General features: G+C 34.7%; 13 protein-coding genes. 9 read left to right on the forward strand and 4 right to left on the reverse strand.

Going from position 1 to position 15103, the window contains the following annotated elements:
- Both MV589_RS03925 and MV589_RS03930 read right to left on the reverse strand, forming a co-directional pair.
- Positions 1-1098, reverse strand: a complete 1098-nt coding sequence (locus tag MV589_RS03925; protein ID WP_297432326.1) for a prohibitin family protein — start codon at positions 1096-1098, stop codon at positions 1-3.
- A 33-nt stretch (positions 1099-1131) separates the two neighbouring features.
- Entirely contained in the window at positions 1132-2058 is a 927-nt protein-coding gene (locus tag MV589_RS03930; RefSeq protein ID WP_297432245.1) for a branched-chain amino acid transaminase, read from the reverse strand.
- 118 nt (positions 2059-2176) lie between these two features.
- On the opposite strand from MV589_RS03930, the gene MV589_RS03935 reads away from it, so the two are divergent.
- Positions 2177-3340, forward strand: a complete 1164-nt coding sequence (locus MV589_RS03935) for a fatty acid desaturase family protein (protein WP_297432247.1) — start codon at positions 2177-2179, stop codon at positions 3338-3340.
- Here MV589_RS03935 and MV589_RS03940 read toward each other — a convergent pair.
- Both MV589_RS03940 and MV589_RS03945 read right to left on the reverse strand, forming a co-directional pair.
- The gene (locus MV589_RS03940) at positions 3337-4311 is read right to left on the reverse strand and encodes an acyl-CoA desaturase (RefSeq protein ID WP_297432249.1); all 975 of its coding nucleotides are present in this window, start codon (positions 4309-4311) and stop codon (positions 3337-3339) included. The two genes, MV589_RS03935 and MV589_RS03940, sit on opposite strands and share 4 nt — an antisense overlap.
- Positions 4312-4465: 154 nt before the next feature.
- Complete coding sequence (locus MV589_RS03945) at positions 4466-5650, reverse strand: hypothetical protein (protein WP_297432251.1); 1185 nt, start codon at positions 5648-5650, stop codon at positions 4466-4468.
- Between the two features lie 218 nt (positions 5651-5868).
- Here MV589_RS03945 and pstS point away from each other — a divergent pair, with 218 nt between their 5' ends.
- The 8 genes from pstS to leuA all read left to right on the forward strand — a co-directional run bounded on the left by pstS (position 5869) and on the right by leuA (position 15102).
- Complete coding sequence (pstS, locus tag MV589_RS03950) at positions 5869-6873, forward strand: phosphate ABC transporter substrate-binding protein PstS (RefSeq protein WP_297432253.1); 1005 nt, start codon at positions 5869-5871, stop codon at positions 6871-6873.
- A 158-nt stretch (positions 6874-7031) separates the two neighbouring features.
- On the forward strand, positions 7032-8015 hold the full coding sequence (gene pstC / locus MV589_RS03955; protein WP_297432255.1) for a phosphate ABC transporter permease subunit PstC: 984 nt from the start codon (positions 7032-7034) through the stop codon (positions 8013-8015).
- Complete coding sequence (pstA, locus tag MV589_RS03960; protein ID WP_297432257.1) at positions 8015-8821, forward strand: phosphate ABC transporter permease PstA; 807 nt, start codon at positions 8015-8017, stop codon at positions 8819-8821. Before pstC ends, pstA begins: the two co-directional genes overlap by 1 nt.
- Positions 8822-8834: 13 nt before the next feature.
- Complete coding sequence (gene pstB, locus MV589_RS03965; RefSeq protein WP_297432259.1) at positions 8835-9617, forward strand: phosphate ABC transporter ATP-binding protein PstB; 783 nt, start codon at positions 8835-8837, stop codon at positions 9615-9617.
- A 32-nt stretch (positions 9618-9649) separates the two neighbouring features.
- Complete coding sequence (locus tag MV589_RS03970; protein WP_297432261.1) at positions 9650-10312, forward strand: phosphate signaling complex PhoU family protein; 663 nt, start codon at positions 9650-9652, stop codon at positions 10310-10312.
- A 17-nt stretch (positions 10313-10329) separates the two neighbouring features.
- Positions 10330-11709 carry a HAMP domain-containing sensor histidine kinase gene (locus MV589_RS03975; RefSeq protein ID WP_297432263.1) on the forward strand — a complete coding sequence of 460 codons (1380 nt, stop codon included), beginning with the start codon at positions 10330-10332 and terminating at the stop codon, positions 11707-11709.
- A 128-nt stretch (positions 11710-11837) separates the two neighbouring features.
- On the forward strand, positions 11838-13268 hold the full coding sequence (gene glnA, locus MV589_RS03980) for a type I glutamate--ammonia ligase (protein WP_297432265.1): 1431 nt from the start codon (positions 11838-11840) through the stop codon (positions 13266-13268).
- Positions 13269-13443: 175 nt separating this feature from the next.
- Positions 13444-15102, forward strand: coding sequence for a 2-isopropylmalate synthase (leuA, locus tag MV589_RS03985; protein ID WP_521966166.1), 1659 nt, complete (start codon positions 13444-13446; stop codon positions 15100-15102).
- Position 15103: the final 1 nt, after the last annotated feature.

Genomic DNA, 15103 nt, shown 5'->3' on the forward strand with positions numbered 1-15103 from the left:
CTATTTAGCCGTTGTTCTTTGTTTTATATCTTTTGTATCTACCCAAATATTTGGAGTAGAACCACCAGGAGTTAAGAAGATTTTAGCATCTTTATTCACACGAAGAGCATCATTAAACTGACCTTGAACTTGCATCTGTTTAAGCTCAAGAAGTTTACTTGTTAATGATTTTGCAATAAGTAAGTTCGCTTTTGCCTGTGCATCTGCATTTATAGTAATGGCATCTGCCTTACCTTTTGCCTCAATTCTTGCTTGATCAGCTACACCTTGTGCTTGTGCTGCTTTTTTAAGTGCCTCTTGTTTTGCTCGTTGCACATCTTGCTCTGCTTTTTGAACCTCTTGTTTTGCGATCTGAACTCTTTCTATTTGGTCTTTTACTTTTGCAGGTAAAATAATATCACGAAGTTGAACTGATTGTAAAATAACAGGAGTATTTTTTAGACTTGCAATATTTTTTCTCAAACCTGCTTCAATCTCTGCTGCAATCTTATCACGGATCATAGGAAGAGATTCTGCATCATACTGACCAATAACATTACGAACAACATCACGCACAACTGGATTTATAATTTTATCTTCCCAGCTAAAACCCCAGTTTGAAATCGTCTGTGCAGCAAACTGTGCATTTAATCTATACTGTACTGTTAATTCAATAGAAACAGGAAGCCCACGCTTATCAAGCACAGTAACAGCAGGTTTAGAAACAATTCCTGACTCTCGCCCTGAATTTACCTCTATATGTGAAGCATAGTTGATTATACGAACTTTTGTATCTACTCTATAAACTTTTTGAATCACAGGAATAATAAAATGCAATCCTGGCAGAAGTGCCTGCTCTTGATACCTACCATTTGTACTTAAAATCCCACGCTCACCCTCTTGTACAATAGTAAAAGGTTTAGCAAGTAGTAATACAAGAATAATACCAATGATTACATATATAGCAGCAGCTTTGCCTCCACCAAAATTAAAGTCTAAATTTGGCATTTGCGGCCCTTTAGGTCCGTTACCATTGCCACCACTAGAGTTTGACTGCTTATTAAAACCGCCTCCCTCACTCTTCTTTTTATTAAAGTAATCGTTCATATCTGAAGCCATAAGTATATTCTCTTCTTTCATTTAAGTTCCTAGTTACACAGCATCAACATATGTTAAGTAGTGCTCATATTTTTTATTTCTACCAAAAACAATATCAAAGTATTCACTTTGAATAATTGCTGTAATTTCACCACGTGAGCCACAACCAATCTCTCTTGCATCAACAAGAGCAATAGGTGTAATCTCAGCAGCAGTTCCCGTTAAGAATGCCTCATCTGCAACATAAACCTCTTCTCTTGTAATCCTACGACGAGTTACTTTATAACCCATATCTGTAGCCATTTCAATAACCATTTTTTGTGTAATTGATGCAAGAGCATTATCACTTGGAGGTGTAATTATCTCACCATCTTTTATCATAAAAAATGAAGCGCCACTTGCTTCTGCAACATAACCTTGATCATCAAGCAGAAGTGCTTCATCATAACCAGCATCTATTGCTTCATATTTTGCCATTTGAGAGTTTAAGTAGTTTGCCGTAGCCTTTGCTTTGCCCATATTTGAAGTATTTGCAGGTCTTGTCATAGAGACAATTTTTAGTCTAATTCCTTTACGCATTCCCTCTTCACCAAGGTAAGCACCCCACTCCCATGCCGCTACTGCAGTCTCAACAGGTGCATCTTTATGGTAAAGTCCCATAACACCATACCCTAAAAATGAAAAAGGACGAAGATATACATTGTCACCTGTAAATTCATTTTTACGAACAAGCTCAATTTGTGCAAGATTTAACTCTTCTACACTATAAGGAATATTAATCATAGTCATTTTAGCTGATTCTTTCAGGCGTTTCGTATGATCATTCAAACGAAAAATCGCATATCCTCTATCTGTTTTATATGCCTTAGTTCCCTCAATAACACCATTTCCATAATGAATTGTATGTGTTAGTACATGTACTTTAGCATCTTCCCATGCAACAAATTTTCCATTCATCCAAATATATTTGGCTGCGTCCATAAAAATTCTCCAGTTATTATAATAATTGCTATTTTATCCAAAATGATATTTATATTGTATTAACTATTAAGTAAAAACTCATTATAATTCTCTTTAATAATAAATATTAGGAAAACATGTGAGTCAATACGCAAACTACAAAGAGATAGACCAAGCACAACTGCAAAAAGATATAGATGATATTAAGAAAACACTTAAAGTAGGACAAAAAGATTTTGAACATCTTTTGAAGTTAGAGAAATGGGGGAGATTTGCAACTATTTTAGGATTTATACTTATTGCAGCAGTCACAATATTCAGTAGTTATAATTCAGGTATTTCACTTTTTGATTTTTGGTTTTTTGGAACTTTTGGTGCATTTTTAATTGGGATTGGGAATGTCGCACGCTGGTCAAATGTAACACATCCAATACTCCATGGTGCTTATGATAAAGTACCAAATATTCCTCACAGATACACTAAAGCTGGATTTGCAGCAGGAAATCGCAGATATATTGATTGGCTTGACTGGATAACACCTGATGCTTGGGCATATGAGCATAACATAATGCATCACTACCATTTAGGAGAACTAGACGACCCTGATAATGTTGAAAAAAATCTTGAATGGCTCCATAAAGCTAAAGTTCCTATGTGGATGAAGTATGCAGTTGTTTATTTATTTGCAGGTATGTGGAAACTCGCATACTATGCTCCAAATACACAAAGAATTTTAGCAAACAAAGAGAATAAAACTATGAATGATCCACGAAGTCAAAAGTATGACTTCTCTCCTTTTACTAAAAAAGGACGTGAACTTTGGACACAGTATCTTCTACCTTATGGAGTTTTTCAATTTATCTTTTTACCACTACTATTTTTACCATTTGGATGGGGTGCAGTTGGTACTGCGTTTGGCTTTTTAGTACTTGGTGAACTTTTTGCGAATTTACACTCATTTTTGGTCATTGTTCCAAATCATTCAGCAGAAGATATTTACCAATTTTCAACACCGCATAAAACGCAAGGAGAGTACTATCTGCGTCAAATTATGGGAAGTGTGAATTACAACACTGGTACAGATATGATAGACTTTTTACATGGATTTTTAAACTACCAAGTTGAGCATCATCTTTTTCCAAATATGCCGCACTCATTCTACCAAGATATGCAGCCAATAGTAAAAGATATATGTAAAAAGCATAATTTGGAGTATAGACAAGAGTCTGTTTGGAAGAGATTTTTTATGACTATTGAACTAATGGTTGGAAACACAAAAGTCTTACGAGTCGAAGGGGTTTAGTACTTCTTCAACTCACTGTTTATCTGCACATACGCCTCTAAAATTCCCGTCTCAAAATAATCAATATTGTATTTTTTTGCAAACTCTTTTGTAATCTTTTGTACTTTTAAAAGATTAAATCGTGGTGCTTTTGGAAAGAGATGATGTTCTATTTGAGTGTTGAGTCCTCCATAAAACCAGTGTACAATCATACCACCACGTAAAGAACGTGAACCTCGCATCTGCAACTCCATCCATGAGAGCTTACTGCCTACTTCATTATCAAAAACTTCACATCCTAAATGATTGGTAATAAACCCAAACGCAAGCCATGGAGAGAGTGTAAAATTCAGCGTCAATGCGACAATAATAGCCTCACTTAAAGGCAGAAAATAAAATACAGGTCCCCAAATAAGTGGCCAATGTAGCAGCATTAAAGAAAACTCTCCCCATTTTTTACGCTTAATTACAAAATTATATGACTGTGCAACAAACGCAGGATACATAAAAAACATGGCACCCCAAAAAACCAAATACTTTGTTTTTTTCAGCCAAGCTTTATTACCTTTTTTATGTGTAAAAGCACCATCCATTGCATTTATATCTACATCTTTTTCGATAATATTACACCAAGTATGGTGATTGACATTATGTTTAAAATCCCACCAAGAAGAGGAGTTACTTAAAATGATTGCAGAAAAAGGATAACTCAGTTTAAAAGAGAGTGCTTTGTCTTTAAAATATTGTCTATGAAGAATATCGTGAGAAACAAAAACAGCGCGTGTAAAAACCAGACTCATAAAGAGACCTAAAAGAATACTTTTGTACGGATAGGCAATATTGATTGCATTCCAATGAAACAACGCATAATAGATAAATGCCATACTTATAATGATAGCAAGCATCTCAACACTACCTCGAATAGGAACTCTATTTAAAAGCCCAGCCTCTCGTACCTCTTGTTTTAACTCTTCAAACATCTCTTTAGACATCACTCAATCCCCCATATTTCGAATAAGGAGTTATAATAACTTTAATTTGCTGAAATAATAGAATAAAAGATGAAAGAAGAGTGGCAAAGCTAAAAAGCTTCACACTCTATAAGGAGAAAATGAAATTTGAAATTTGTTTATAATAAATAGATTTTTAGAAATCTATTTGAGTTGTTAGCATATATGCTGTACTTTTAGGAGTTGCTGTTCCCGCTTTATGTTCATTGTCATTTACTGTAACATTTGCTACCCACTCAACATTACGGTTTTGTTTCCAAGCTATACCACCAATATAAGTGTTTTTAGCATATTTTTTTGCACCACTTACTACATCTGGTGTCCATTTATCTGCTCTTGCAAATGCTTTGTATTGATGTTCTTCACCTATACGACCTTCAACGTTGAAAGAGTAACCATCACCAGAACCTTTAGAGACTGCACCTGTAGCAGATGAATTAGTTGATGTATCTGTAGATGTAACATATTGACCAGAAATCAAGAATGCAGGCATATTATACACTGTGTGAAAACCATAAAAATCTAAATCATCATATTTATTTGTTACACTGTTTAAAGAGTGTTTTTGATTTAACTGACCAAAGAATGAGGCATCAAGATAAGTGTTTTTGTCAGGATGACCTTTTGTTCCAAGTAGGTGACCTGTAAATCTCCATTCTAAACTCATACCATTTGATGTTTGTGCAGAGTGATACCCTTCACCATTAAAAACACCATAATCAGCATCAAAGTATTTTGTTCTTGTTTTTGCCATTACACCAAAGTCAGCTGAACTTGAAATATGTGCAGAATTTCCATTTTCAATCAAAATTTCAGAGGTACTTCTGTACAGCCAAGAGTTATGCTCTTCATAATCATGCCAAGGACGATGTGCCAAACCAATTTCTAAACTTGTTGCTGTTACAACATCATGTAAATTTAAGTAAGCATATTTTGCACGAACAATCATACTACCATTTGTATTTGCAGTTGTACTTTTTTCTCTTGTTAAATCCATTGTAATACGATAGTAAGATTTAGGATCATCTAATAAATATGCTTTTAATTGAAAATATCCACGACGAACTTCAAAATCTTGAGTATCTTGTGTTGCAGAATTTGCATAATCAGTATATTTATACCCAATAAATGCTTGTCCATCAAATTTCAATTTATCTGCATGAGAAAAAACTGAAGTAGGAGTTTTAATCAATGTTCTGCCTTCAGCAGCTTGAGTAAATACTTGCCCATTAGCATCTTGATATAATTTTAATGCACCTGCGTTTGCAGCAACTGAACCTAGAGTTAAAGCAGCTAAAGCTGATAAAACGATTTTTTTCATTTTTGTAATTTCCTTGTTTGTTTTGATGCTCGAAGTCTATTACAGTTTGGTTACGAAAAGATTACGAAACAAAATAGACTCTTTTAAACGCAGCAGGAGTATTCTATATATAATAGAAAATTTAATTTACAAAAATAGTCCTACGAAGATATATTTGTAATCTCTTTGTAACCAAAGTATCTTATACTTTCACAACTTAAATTTAAAAGGTGTAATAAATGACAAAAGTACTTAAACTTGCTCTTGCAACTTCAGTTTTAGCTGGGGCTCTTTCGGCTAATGATGTAATCAAAGGAAGCGGTGCTTCTTTTCCTTATTCTGTATATCAACAATGGATTAAAGCTTACAATAAAGATACTGGTATCAAAATTGACTATATTAGTGAAGGTTCTGGTGCTGGTATTAAACATATCGAAGCGAGACAATCAAACTTCGGTGGAAGTGATAAACCTCTTACTCCAAGAACACTGAAAAAACATAAGCTTTACCAATTCCCAGCAGTTGTTGGTGCGATTACAATGGCATACAATATTCCAAATCATAACGACATCAAATTAAGCCGTGCAGCAATCGCTGAAATCGCACTAGGTCACATTAAATACTGGGATAACAAACTCATTACAATGAGTAACCCTGCCGCACATTTACCACACAAAAAATTAACATTTGTTCACCGTTCAGATGCAAGTGGAACTACATTTAACTTTACTTACTACCTAGCAAAAAGTAACCTTGAGTGGAGAAAAGCATTTGGTGCAAAAAAATCTGTAACTTGGCCTGGTGATCATCATGTTGGTGGAAAAGGAAACCCAGGTGTTGGCGCGCTTATCAAACAGACTCCATACTCTGTGGGTTATATGGATTACGCTGATGCAAAATCTAACAACATCACAATGGCAACAGTAGAAAATAGAGAGGGGTACTATGTTAAGCCAACTCTTAAAGCATTTCAACAAAGTGCTGCAAAAGCTAGTTTTGATCCAAGAAAAGATTTCTATGCTATCATCGCAGACCCTGCAGGTGCAAAATCTTACCCTATTGTAGCGGGAACTTTCATTTTACTTCCAAAAGAACATAAAGCAATGGATAAAAAAGTAACAGCATTCTTTGACTGGTCATATAAAAATGGTGCAGATATAGCTTCAAGCCTTGGATATGTTCCATTACCAAACACTTTAACAACAAAAATTAAAAAATATTGGGAAGAAAAAGGGATTAAATAATCCCCCTTCTTCTCTCATCTGCCCCCTTTATAAAATAAAATTTCACAATTTCATTTTCTTCCTTATTCTCCCTTTTTTGTAGAGGGGGCACCTCCATGTAATCTCTTTGTAATTAAATTTTTATATAATATCGTTATCAATTTAATGAGGTCTATTTCATGGAAAAAATCTTTCAAAAGTTCGCCTTTTCTAGTGCTACTTTAGTGTTTATCATTCTGCTTGGGATTTTTATCACACTTTTTAATGCAGCTAGACCTGCTATTAATGAGTTTGGTTTAAACTTTATAGTTGACCCTGCATGGAATAAAGAGGTTCCTATTACAACACCTCAAGCCAAAACAGATAAAAGTGTTACACAAAGTGCTGTCTCAAATACAGATGATGAAACAGTTGATGTAAATGACTTTGGTGATGATTCTGATGATATGATGATGCAAGATGAAGATGACACGCCTACAAAGACTATTTATGGTGGTTTAGTGCCACTTGTAGGGACTATTTTTTCAACGCTTATCGCACTTGCGTTTGCTATGCCAATTGCTATGGGTATTGCAATCTTTTTAGCTGAAATTGCTCCAAAAAAGATTGCAACCTTTGTCGGTGGTGCTATTGAGCTGCTTGCTGCCATTCCTAGTATTATATTTGGTATGTGGGGGCTTTACTATTTTGCCCCTATTGTAGCCGCTCTCTTTGGAGGTTTTCAAGTCTCACTACTCACAGCTGGACTTGTCTTAGGGGTTATGATTCTTCCATTTATGGCAGCCATTACAAGAGACTCTATGAACACCACACCAGATATTTTAAAAGAGTCTGCCTATGCTCTTGGTGCTACAAAGTTTGAAGTTATTAAAGATGTAATTTTTCCATATTCAAAAGTTGGAATTATTGGCTCTATCATCCTCTCTTTAGGACGCGCGCTTGGTGAGACAATGGCAGTTGCATTTCTTATTGGTTCTATCTTTGAATTGCCACATAAGATTACAGACCCGACCATCTCGATTCCAGTTGCACTAGCAAACAACTTTGGTGAGGCAAGCGGGCTTGGTATGAGTTCTCTTTTTTATCTTGCACTTATCCTCTTTGTTATGAGTTTTGCAGTTATCTCTTTTGCAAAATTCTATTTTCTAAGAAAGGCTAACTAATGAGAAGATTGCTTATAAATAAAATCATTTTAACACTATCTACAATCTCTGCTCTTATAGGTCTTGCATTTTTAGCGTGGATTTTAGTAACGCTTTTTGTAAAAGGTCTAAGCTCTTTTCACTTTTCACTTTTTGTAAATGACCTTATAGATAATGGTCTTCGTAACCTCATCATAGGACAGTTTATCTTGGCAGGGATGGCGAGTGTTATTGGTATTCCTCTTGGAATGGTCGCTGGTATTTACATTAGAGAGTATGGACAAGGGCGCTATGCAAATCTTATTAGAAATCTAAGTGATATTATGATGAGTGCGCCTTCTATCGTCATCGGTGCATTTGTTTATGCCATCATTGTTGTTCCAACAGGACATACCAGTGGTTTTGCAGGTTCTATTGCTCTTGCAATTATGATGATTCCTATCGTTATTAGCACAACAGACTCTATGCTTTCGCTTGTTCCAAAAGAGTTGCGAGAAGCGGGAATTGCACTTGGTGCTAGCAAATACAAAGTTATCTTTGATATTGTTATAAAATCTGCAAAAGTAGGAATTATGACAGGAATCTTACTTGCGTTTGCAAGAATTGTAGGAGAGACTGCACCGCTTCTTTTTACCTCACAAACAAGTAACTACTTCACACTTGATTTAACACATGCATTTCCATCTCTTAGTGTAAGTATTTATGATCTTGCAAGTGACGTGCAGACAAGTAGTAGAGATTTGGCTTGGGCAGCATCGTTCATACTTACAGTTATGGTGCTTGTTATCAACCTTACGGGTAAATTTATCACAAGAAATAAAAAATAAGGAAAGAATTACTATGCCAGTTATGAATATTAAAAAATTCTCTTTTACATATCCAGGGGTGAGTGACCCTTCACTAAAAAATATTACACTGCCTATTAAGAAAAACAAGATAACTGCACTTATAGGTCCTAGTGGTTGTGGTAAATCAACCCTTCTGCGTTCAATGAACAGAATCCATGACCTCTACCCTGGAAATAAATATGAGGGAAAAATAGATCTTCTTGATTTTGAGAGTGGAAAGTATAAAAATATTTTAGATATTAAAAAAGAGAATGAGTTTATAAAACTACGCCAACAGGTGGGAATGATTTTTCAAAAACCTACACCATTTCCTATGAGCATATTTGATAATGTTGCTTATGGATTAAAAATCGATGGTATTAAAAACAAAAGTGAACTCTCTGACCGTGTAGAAGCAGCCCTTAAAGGTTCTGCTCTTTGGAGTGAAGTGAGTGATAGACTAGGAAAATCAGCTATGGGACTCTCAGGTGGACAGCAACAGCGCCTTTGTATTGCCCGTGCAGTTGCAGTGAAACCTGAAGTTCTACTCTTTGATGAGCCAACTTCAGCACTTGATCCTATCTCAACTGCGGCCATTGAAGAACTCATCGTTGAACTTAGAAACGATATAAGTATTGCTATTGTTACGCATAATATGCAGCAGGCTTCAAGAATAAGTGACTACACTGCGTTTATGTATTTAGGTGATTTAGTTGAGTATGATAAGACAGAAAATATCTTCTTAAATCCAAAAGAGAAACGAACAGAAGATTATATTACTGGCCGTTTTGGTTAAAAATAGATAAAATAAGATAAAAGGGAATATATATGCTACCAACATTTAAAACAAACCTAGATGAAGTAAAAAGTAAAATCACATCTATAGGAGAAGATTTAGTAAAGGCAAATGAGCTTATACTTGAAGCTTTGAAAGATTGTAATCAAGAGCTTTTTAATGAAGCAAGAAACTCCATTAAAAATATTACTTCAAGAACAGATGAAATAGACAATGCCATCATCAAGATTCTTGCACTCTATACTCCAGAAGCAAAAGATCTTAGACGGGTTGTTGCCTACTTTAAAATTACAAATGAAGTGGCACGAGCATGTTCAAATACAAGAAGTTTCATACGTGGGTTTACTGCTGTTTGTAATGACCTTGAAATCAAAACAATCAACGAATACACTCTGCCTATGCAAGCTTCAACAGTAAAAGCTATTAAAACGAGTATTATGATGATTAACATTGATGATACAGATGAATTGCAAGAGATGTATGAAGAGGTGCTTATTGAAGAGAATAAAGCTGATGATTTATATGAAATGATAGAGAGAAATCTCGTTTCAGAAGCAGAAAATTCCGCACAAAGTTTTGAAAAGTTTCATAAAATGCTTAAAGCTTTAAGAAAGAGTGAAAAGATTGCAGGTCGCGCAATTAGTGTTGCAAATCTACTTGTTTACATTAAACTCGGCGGAACAATACACAACTAAAAATATAAAGGCAAAAAGTGTTAAAATTTCACCAAATAATCTTACGAAAATTCTTAATACTTTTTGCATCTCTCTTTTTACTTGTAGGAGCAATCGTTCACTACTGGACTTATGAATACTACATAGAATCATCCAAACAGTCGCTTATACAAGACCTTGACCTTATCTCTTATACCATTAATTCCAAAAGTGATTTAGATGCACTTGCAAAAAAAATCAAAAAAAATCTACAGCTGCGTTTAACAATCATAAGTAAAAATGGACTTGTCCTTGCAGAAGCTTACAAGGACAAAACAACTATGGATAACCATAGATATAGACTAGAGATTATGCAAGCAGATAAGAAAGATTTTGGCATTATAATCCGTCACTCACATACTCTAAACAAAGATATGCTCTATGTAGCAAAAAAAATAAAAATAAAAAATAAAATTCTTTATATTAGACTAGCAAAAGAGCTTAAAGGAATTTATCATGAATTTCTTAATCTCGGTATTAAAATCTCTGCTGTTTTAATTCTCTTTTTTATTGTCTTATTTATTATAAGTTATAAAATAAATTCACAAATCCAGTATGAAACAGATAAAATTGTTAAGTTTTTAAAAGCATTGACAAAAAAAGACAAACCAAGACATATCTCTTCAAATTACTCTCAAGAGTTTGCACTCATCACAAGCCTTCTTACAAAAGTCTCAAAAATTTTGGCAAAAAAAGATAAACAACAAGAGAAATATACTCGTAAACTACAAAATTCCAACAAGCAAAAAGATGACATTATTTCTGCCATCTCGCATGAGTTCAAAAATCCTATTGCCGTTGTAAATGGCTACTCACAAACACTGCTTGAAGATCAAAATATCAATGCTAATATACGAAAAAAGTTTCTAACAAAAATTTACAACAATGGAACAAAACTTAGTGAACTCATTGATACACTCAGACTCTCTATGAAGCTTGACGGAGATACACAATCCATACAAACACATAAAACAAATCTCTATGAATTAGCGTATGAAACCGTTCAAACACTGCAGCTAACATATCCACGCAAACATATCATCATACAAGGTGATAAAAGCGTTTTTATAGATGTGGATAAAACACTCTTTGGAGTTGTAATCAGTAACCTAATAGAAAATGCCCTTAAATATTCAGAAGATGAAGTGATAGTCAAAATTTCTCAAAAAACTCTTGAAGTTATTGACACGGGAATAGGTATTAACGAAAAAGATTTGGACAACATTACACAAAAATTTTACAGGGTACATCAAAATTCTTGGAATAACTCACTAGGGCTTGGACTCTTTTTAGTCAATAAAATCATTGCCCTACATCACTTCACACTTAAAATAAGTTCCAAAGTGAATAAAGGTTCAACATTTTCTATTGTGTTTTAAAGAACAACTCACTCATTTGTAATGATTTGAAACACATTTACTTTCTGTCTCTTTTTTAATCAAAATTACATCAAAGATTACAAATTATTGAGATATACTACAAAAAGATAAAAATCAGGAGAAAATTAATGGGAAAATTCGTTAATAATATAGAAGAGTTCTTTACATTTTGTAATGAAAATGATGTTCAATTTGTAGATTTAAGATTTAGTGATATTAAAGGTGCTTGGCACCATCTTAGTTACCGTTATAGTGCGGTAAATGCAGAAAATTTAGAAAATGGTTTCCCATTTGACGGTTCTTCAATCGAAAACTGGCAACCAATTAATGAATCTGATATGCTTTTAAAAGCAGATGCTACAACTGCATTTTTAGATCCTTTTACTGCTGATCCAACTGTAATTCTATTTTGTGATGTATATGACATTTACAAAAATGAACTTTATGAAAGATGTCCTCGTTCAATAGCTAAAAAAGCACTTCAATATGCAACTGATCATGGTATTGCAGATGCTGCATACTTTGGACCTGAAAATGAATTTTTCATTTTTGATGATGTAAAATTTGTTGACAATATGAATGAAATGGGCTTTAAAGTAGATACTGAAGAGGGTGAATGGAACTCAAACACAGACTACGAAGGTATGTACAATACAGGTCACAGACCAGGAACTAAAGGTGGTTACTTCCCAGTTGCACCAACAGATTCTATGGTAGATATGCGTGCCGAAATGATGCAAGTTTTAGAGCAAGTTGGTCTTGAAGTTATTCTTGGTCACCACGAAGTTGCTCAAGGTCAAGGTGAGATTGGAATCGTTTTTGGTGACATCATTGAAGCTGGTGATAATGTTCAAAAATACAAATATGTTTGTAAAATGATTGCACACTTAAATGGTAAAACATGTACATTTATGCCAAAACCACTTTATGGTGACAATGGTAACGGTATGCACGTACATCAATCACTCTGGAAAGATGGTAAAAACCTTTTCTACAAAGAAGGAAACTATGGTAACCTTTCAGAATTAGCTGTTAACTATGCTGCAGGTATCTTTAAACACTCTGCTGCTGTTGCATCTTTTACTAATCCAACAACAAACTCATACAAAAGACTTCTTCCAGGTTTTGAAGCGCCAAGTATCTTAACTTACTCTGCTAAAAACCGTTCAGCTGCTTGTCGTGTTCCTTATGGAGCTGGTGAAAAAGCTACTCGTATTGAGATGAGATTCCCAGATAGCACTGCTTGTCCTTATCTTGCATTTGCTGCTATGATGATGGCTGGTCTTGATGGTATTTCTAACAAAGATGTTCCTGTGGGTCCACTTGATGAAGATCTTTTTGAGCTTTCTCAAGCAGAAATTGCAGAAAGAGGAATTCCTCAAATGCCACATACACTTCGTGAAGCATTAGAAGGTCTTGCACAAGATTACAAATTCTTAGAGCCTGTATTTTCTGAAGAGTTTATTAAGACATATTTAGACTATAGATTTGATCGTGATGTTATTCCTGATGAAGGTCGTCCAACTGCTTACGAGTTTAAAACTACTTACCAGTGCTAGGCTATTAGCCTTCACTTTTTCCCACTTTTGTGGGAATAAATCTTACATTTTATCTTCAAAATATTTCAATCTCAACTACCAAACTTTTTTATAATACAAAATTTGATATAATTCGCAAATTAATAACGAATGTAAGAGTCTGTTATTAAAATTTCAAGCAAAAGGATTCAAAATGATGAATCATATACCACAAGGTAAATATAGACCTTATCCAAAAATAGATTTGCCAAATAGACAATGGCCTGATAATACTATTACAAAAGCACCCCGCTGGTGTAGTGTAGATTTACGTGATGGCAATCAAGCACTTATTAACCCAATGGATATGCAAAAAAAACTTGAACTTTTCAGACTCTTACTCAAACTCGGATTTAAAGAAATAGAAGTTGGTTTTCCATCTGCCTCTAAAATAGAATATGATTTTTTACGCCGTCTTGTGGATGACAATCTTATTCCTGATGATGTAACAGTACAAGTGCTTGTTCAGGCTCGTGAACATTTAATAGCAAAAACTTTTGATGCTTTACGTGGGGTCAAAAAAGCAACTGTACATCTTTATAACTCTACAAGTGTTGCTCAGAGAAAAATCGTCTTTTCAAAATCTCAAGAGGAGATTATTGCGCTTGCCCTTGAAGGTGTTGATTTGGTAAAAAAATATGAAGCAAATCATAATGGAGAGATTTACTTAGAGTACTCTCCTGAAAGCTTTACAGGAACAGAGTTAGAGTTTGCAGCTACTATTTCAAACGCAGTCACAGCACGCTGGGGCATATCGGACAATAGAAAAGTAATCATCAATCTACCTGCAACAGTAGAGATGGCAACGCCAAATATTTATGCCGATCAGATAGAGTGGATGTGTAGAAATTTAGACAATAGAGAAAATGTCATCATCTCAACGCATACACATAATGATAGAGGTACATCAATAGCAGCAACAGAGCTTGCTATTTTAGCAGGTGCCGACAGAGTGGAGGGAACACTTCTTAGTAATGGTGAGCGTACAGGAAATGTAGACATCATCACATTAGCACTTAATATGACAAGTCAAGGTATAGATACAGGGCTTGATTTTTCAGATGTAAATGAAGTTGTAGCAGTTGTAGAAAAAGTAACTGAACTTCCAACGCATCCTCGCCATCCTTATGTGGGTGAGCTTGTTTACACTGCATTTTCTGGTTCACATCAAGATGCAATTAACAAAGGTTTAGCCTACCAACAAGCAAAAGAGGAGCCATTTTGGGAAGTGCCATATTTACCAATAGACCCTGCCGATGTTGGACGTACTTATGAGTCCATTATCCGTATTAACTCACAATCAGGTAAAGGTGGTGTAGCGTACATTTTAGAAAAAAACTATGGTTACCATCTTCCAAAAGCAATGCATCCAGAGATTGGTCGTGCAGTGCAAGCACTTAGCGATGCAGAGGGAAGAGTTTTAGAGAGTGAAGAGATTTTAAAAGTATTTAAAGACAACTACTTTAACATCAAAGAGCATATAACTTTTAAAGATGTCTCTTTAACTTCTGATAATGGTAACTCAAAATGCACTTTAAGTTATCTTCATAATGGCAAAGAGATAACTTCGCAAGGCGAAGGCAACGGTCCAATAGATGCATGCAAAGATGCTCTTATGAAAGAGTATGAAAACAACTTTAGTGTAAAATCCTATTCAGAACACTCATGTGGCAATAAAAGCAGCGCAAAAGCAGTTGCATACATAGAAATACAGAGTGAAAAAGTACTTTCATGTTTTGGTGTTGGAGCAGATAATGACATTACAGTTGCTTCAATTAAAGCACTCTTTTGTGCTTTAAACAGAGCGTTTAACTAAC

This window comes from Sulfurimonas sp. (assembly GCF_026991475.1).
Lineage (GTDB): Bacteria > Campylobacterota > Campylobacteria > Campylobacterales > Sulfurimonadaceae > Sulfurimonas.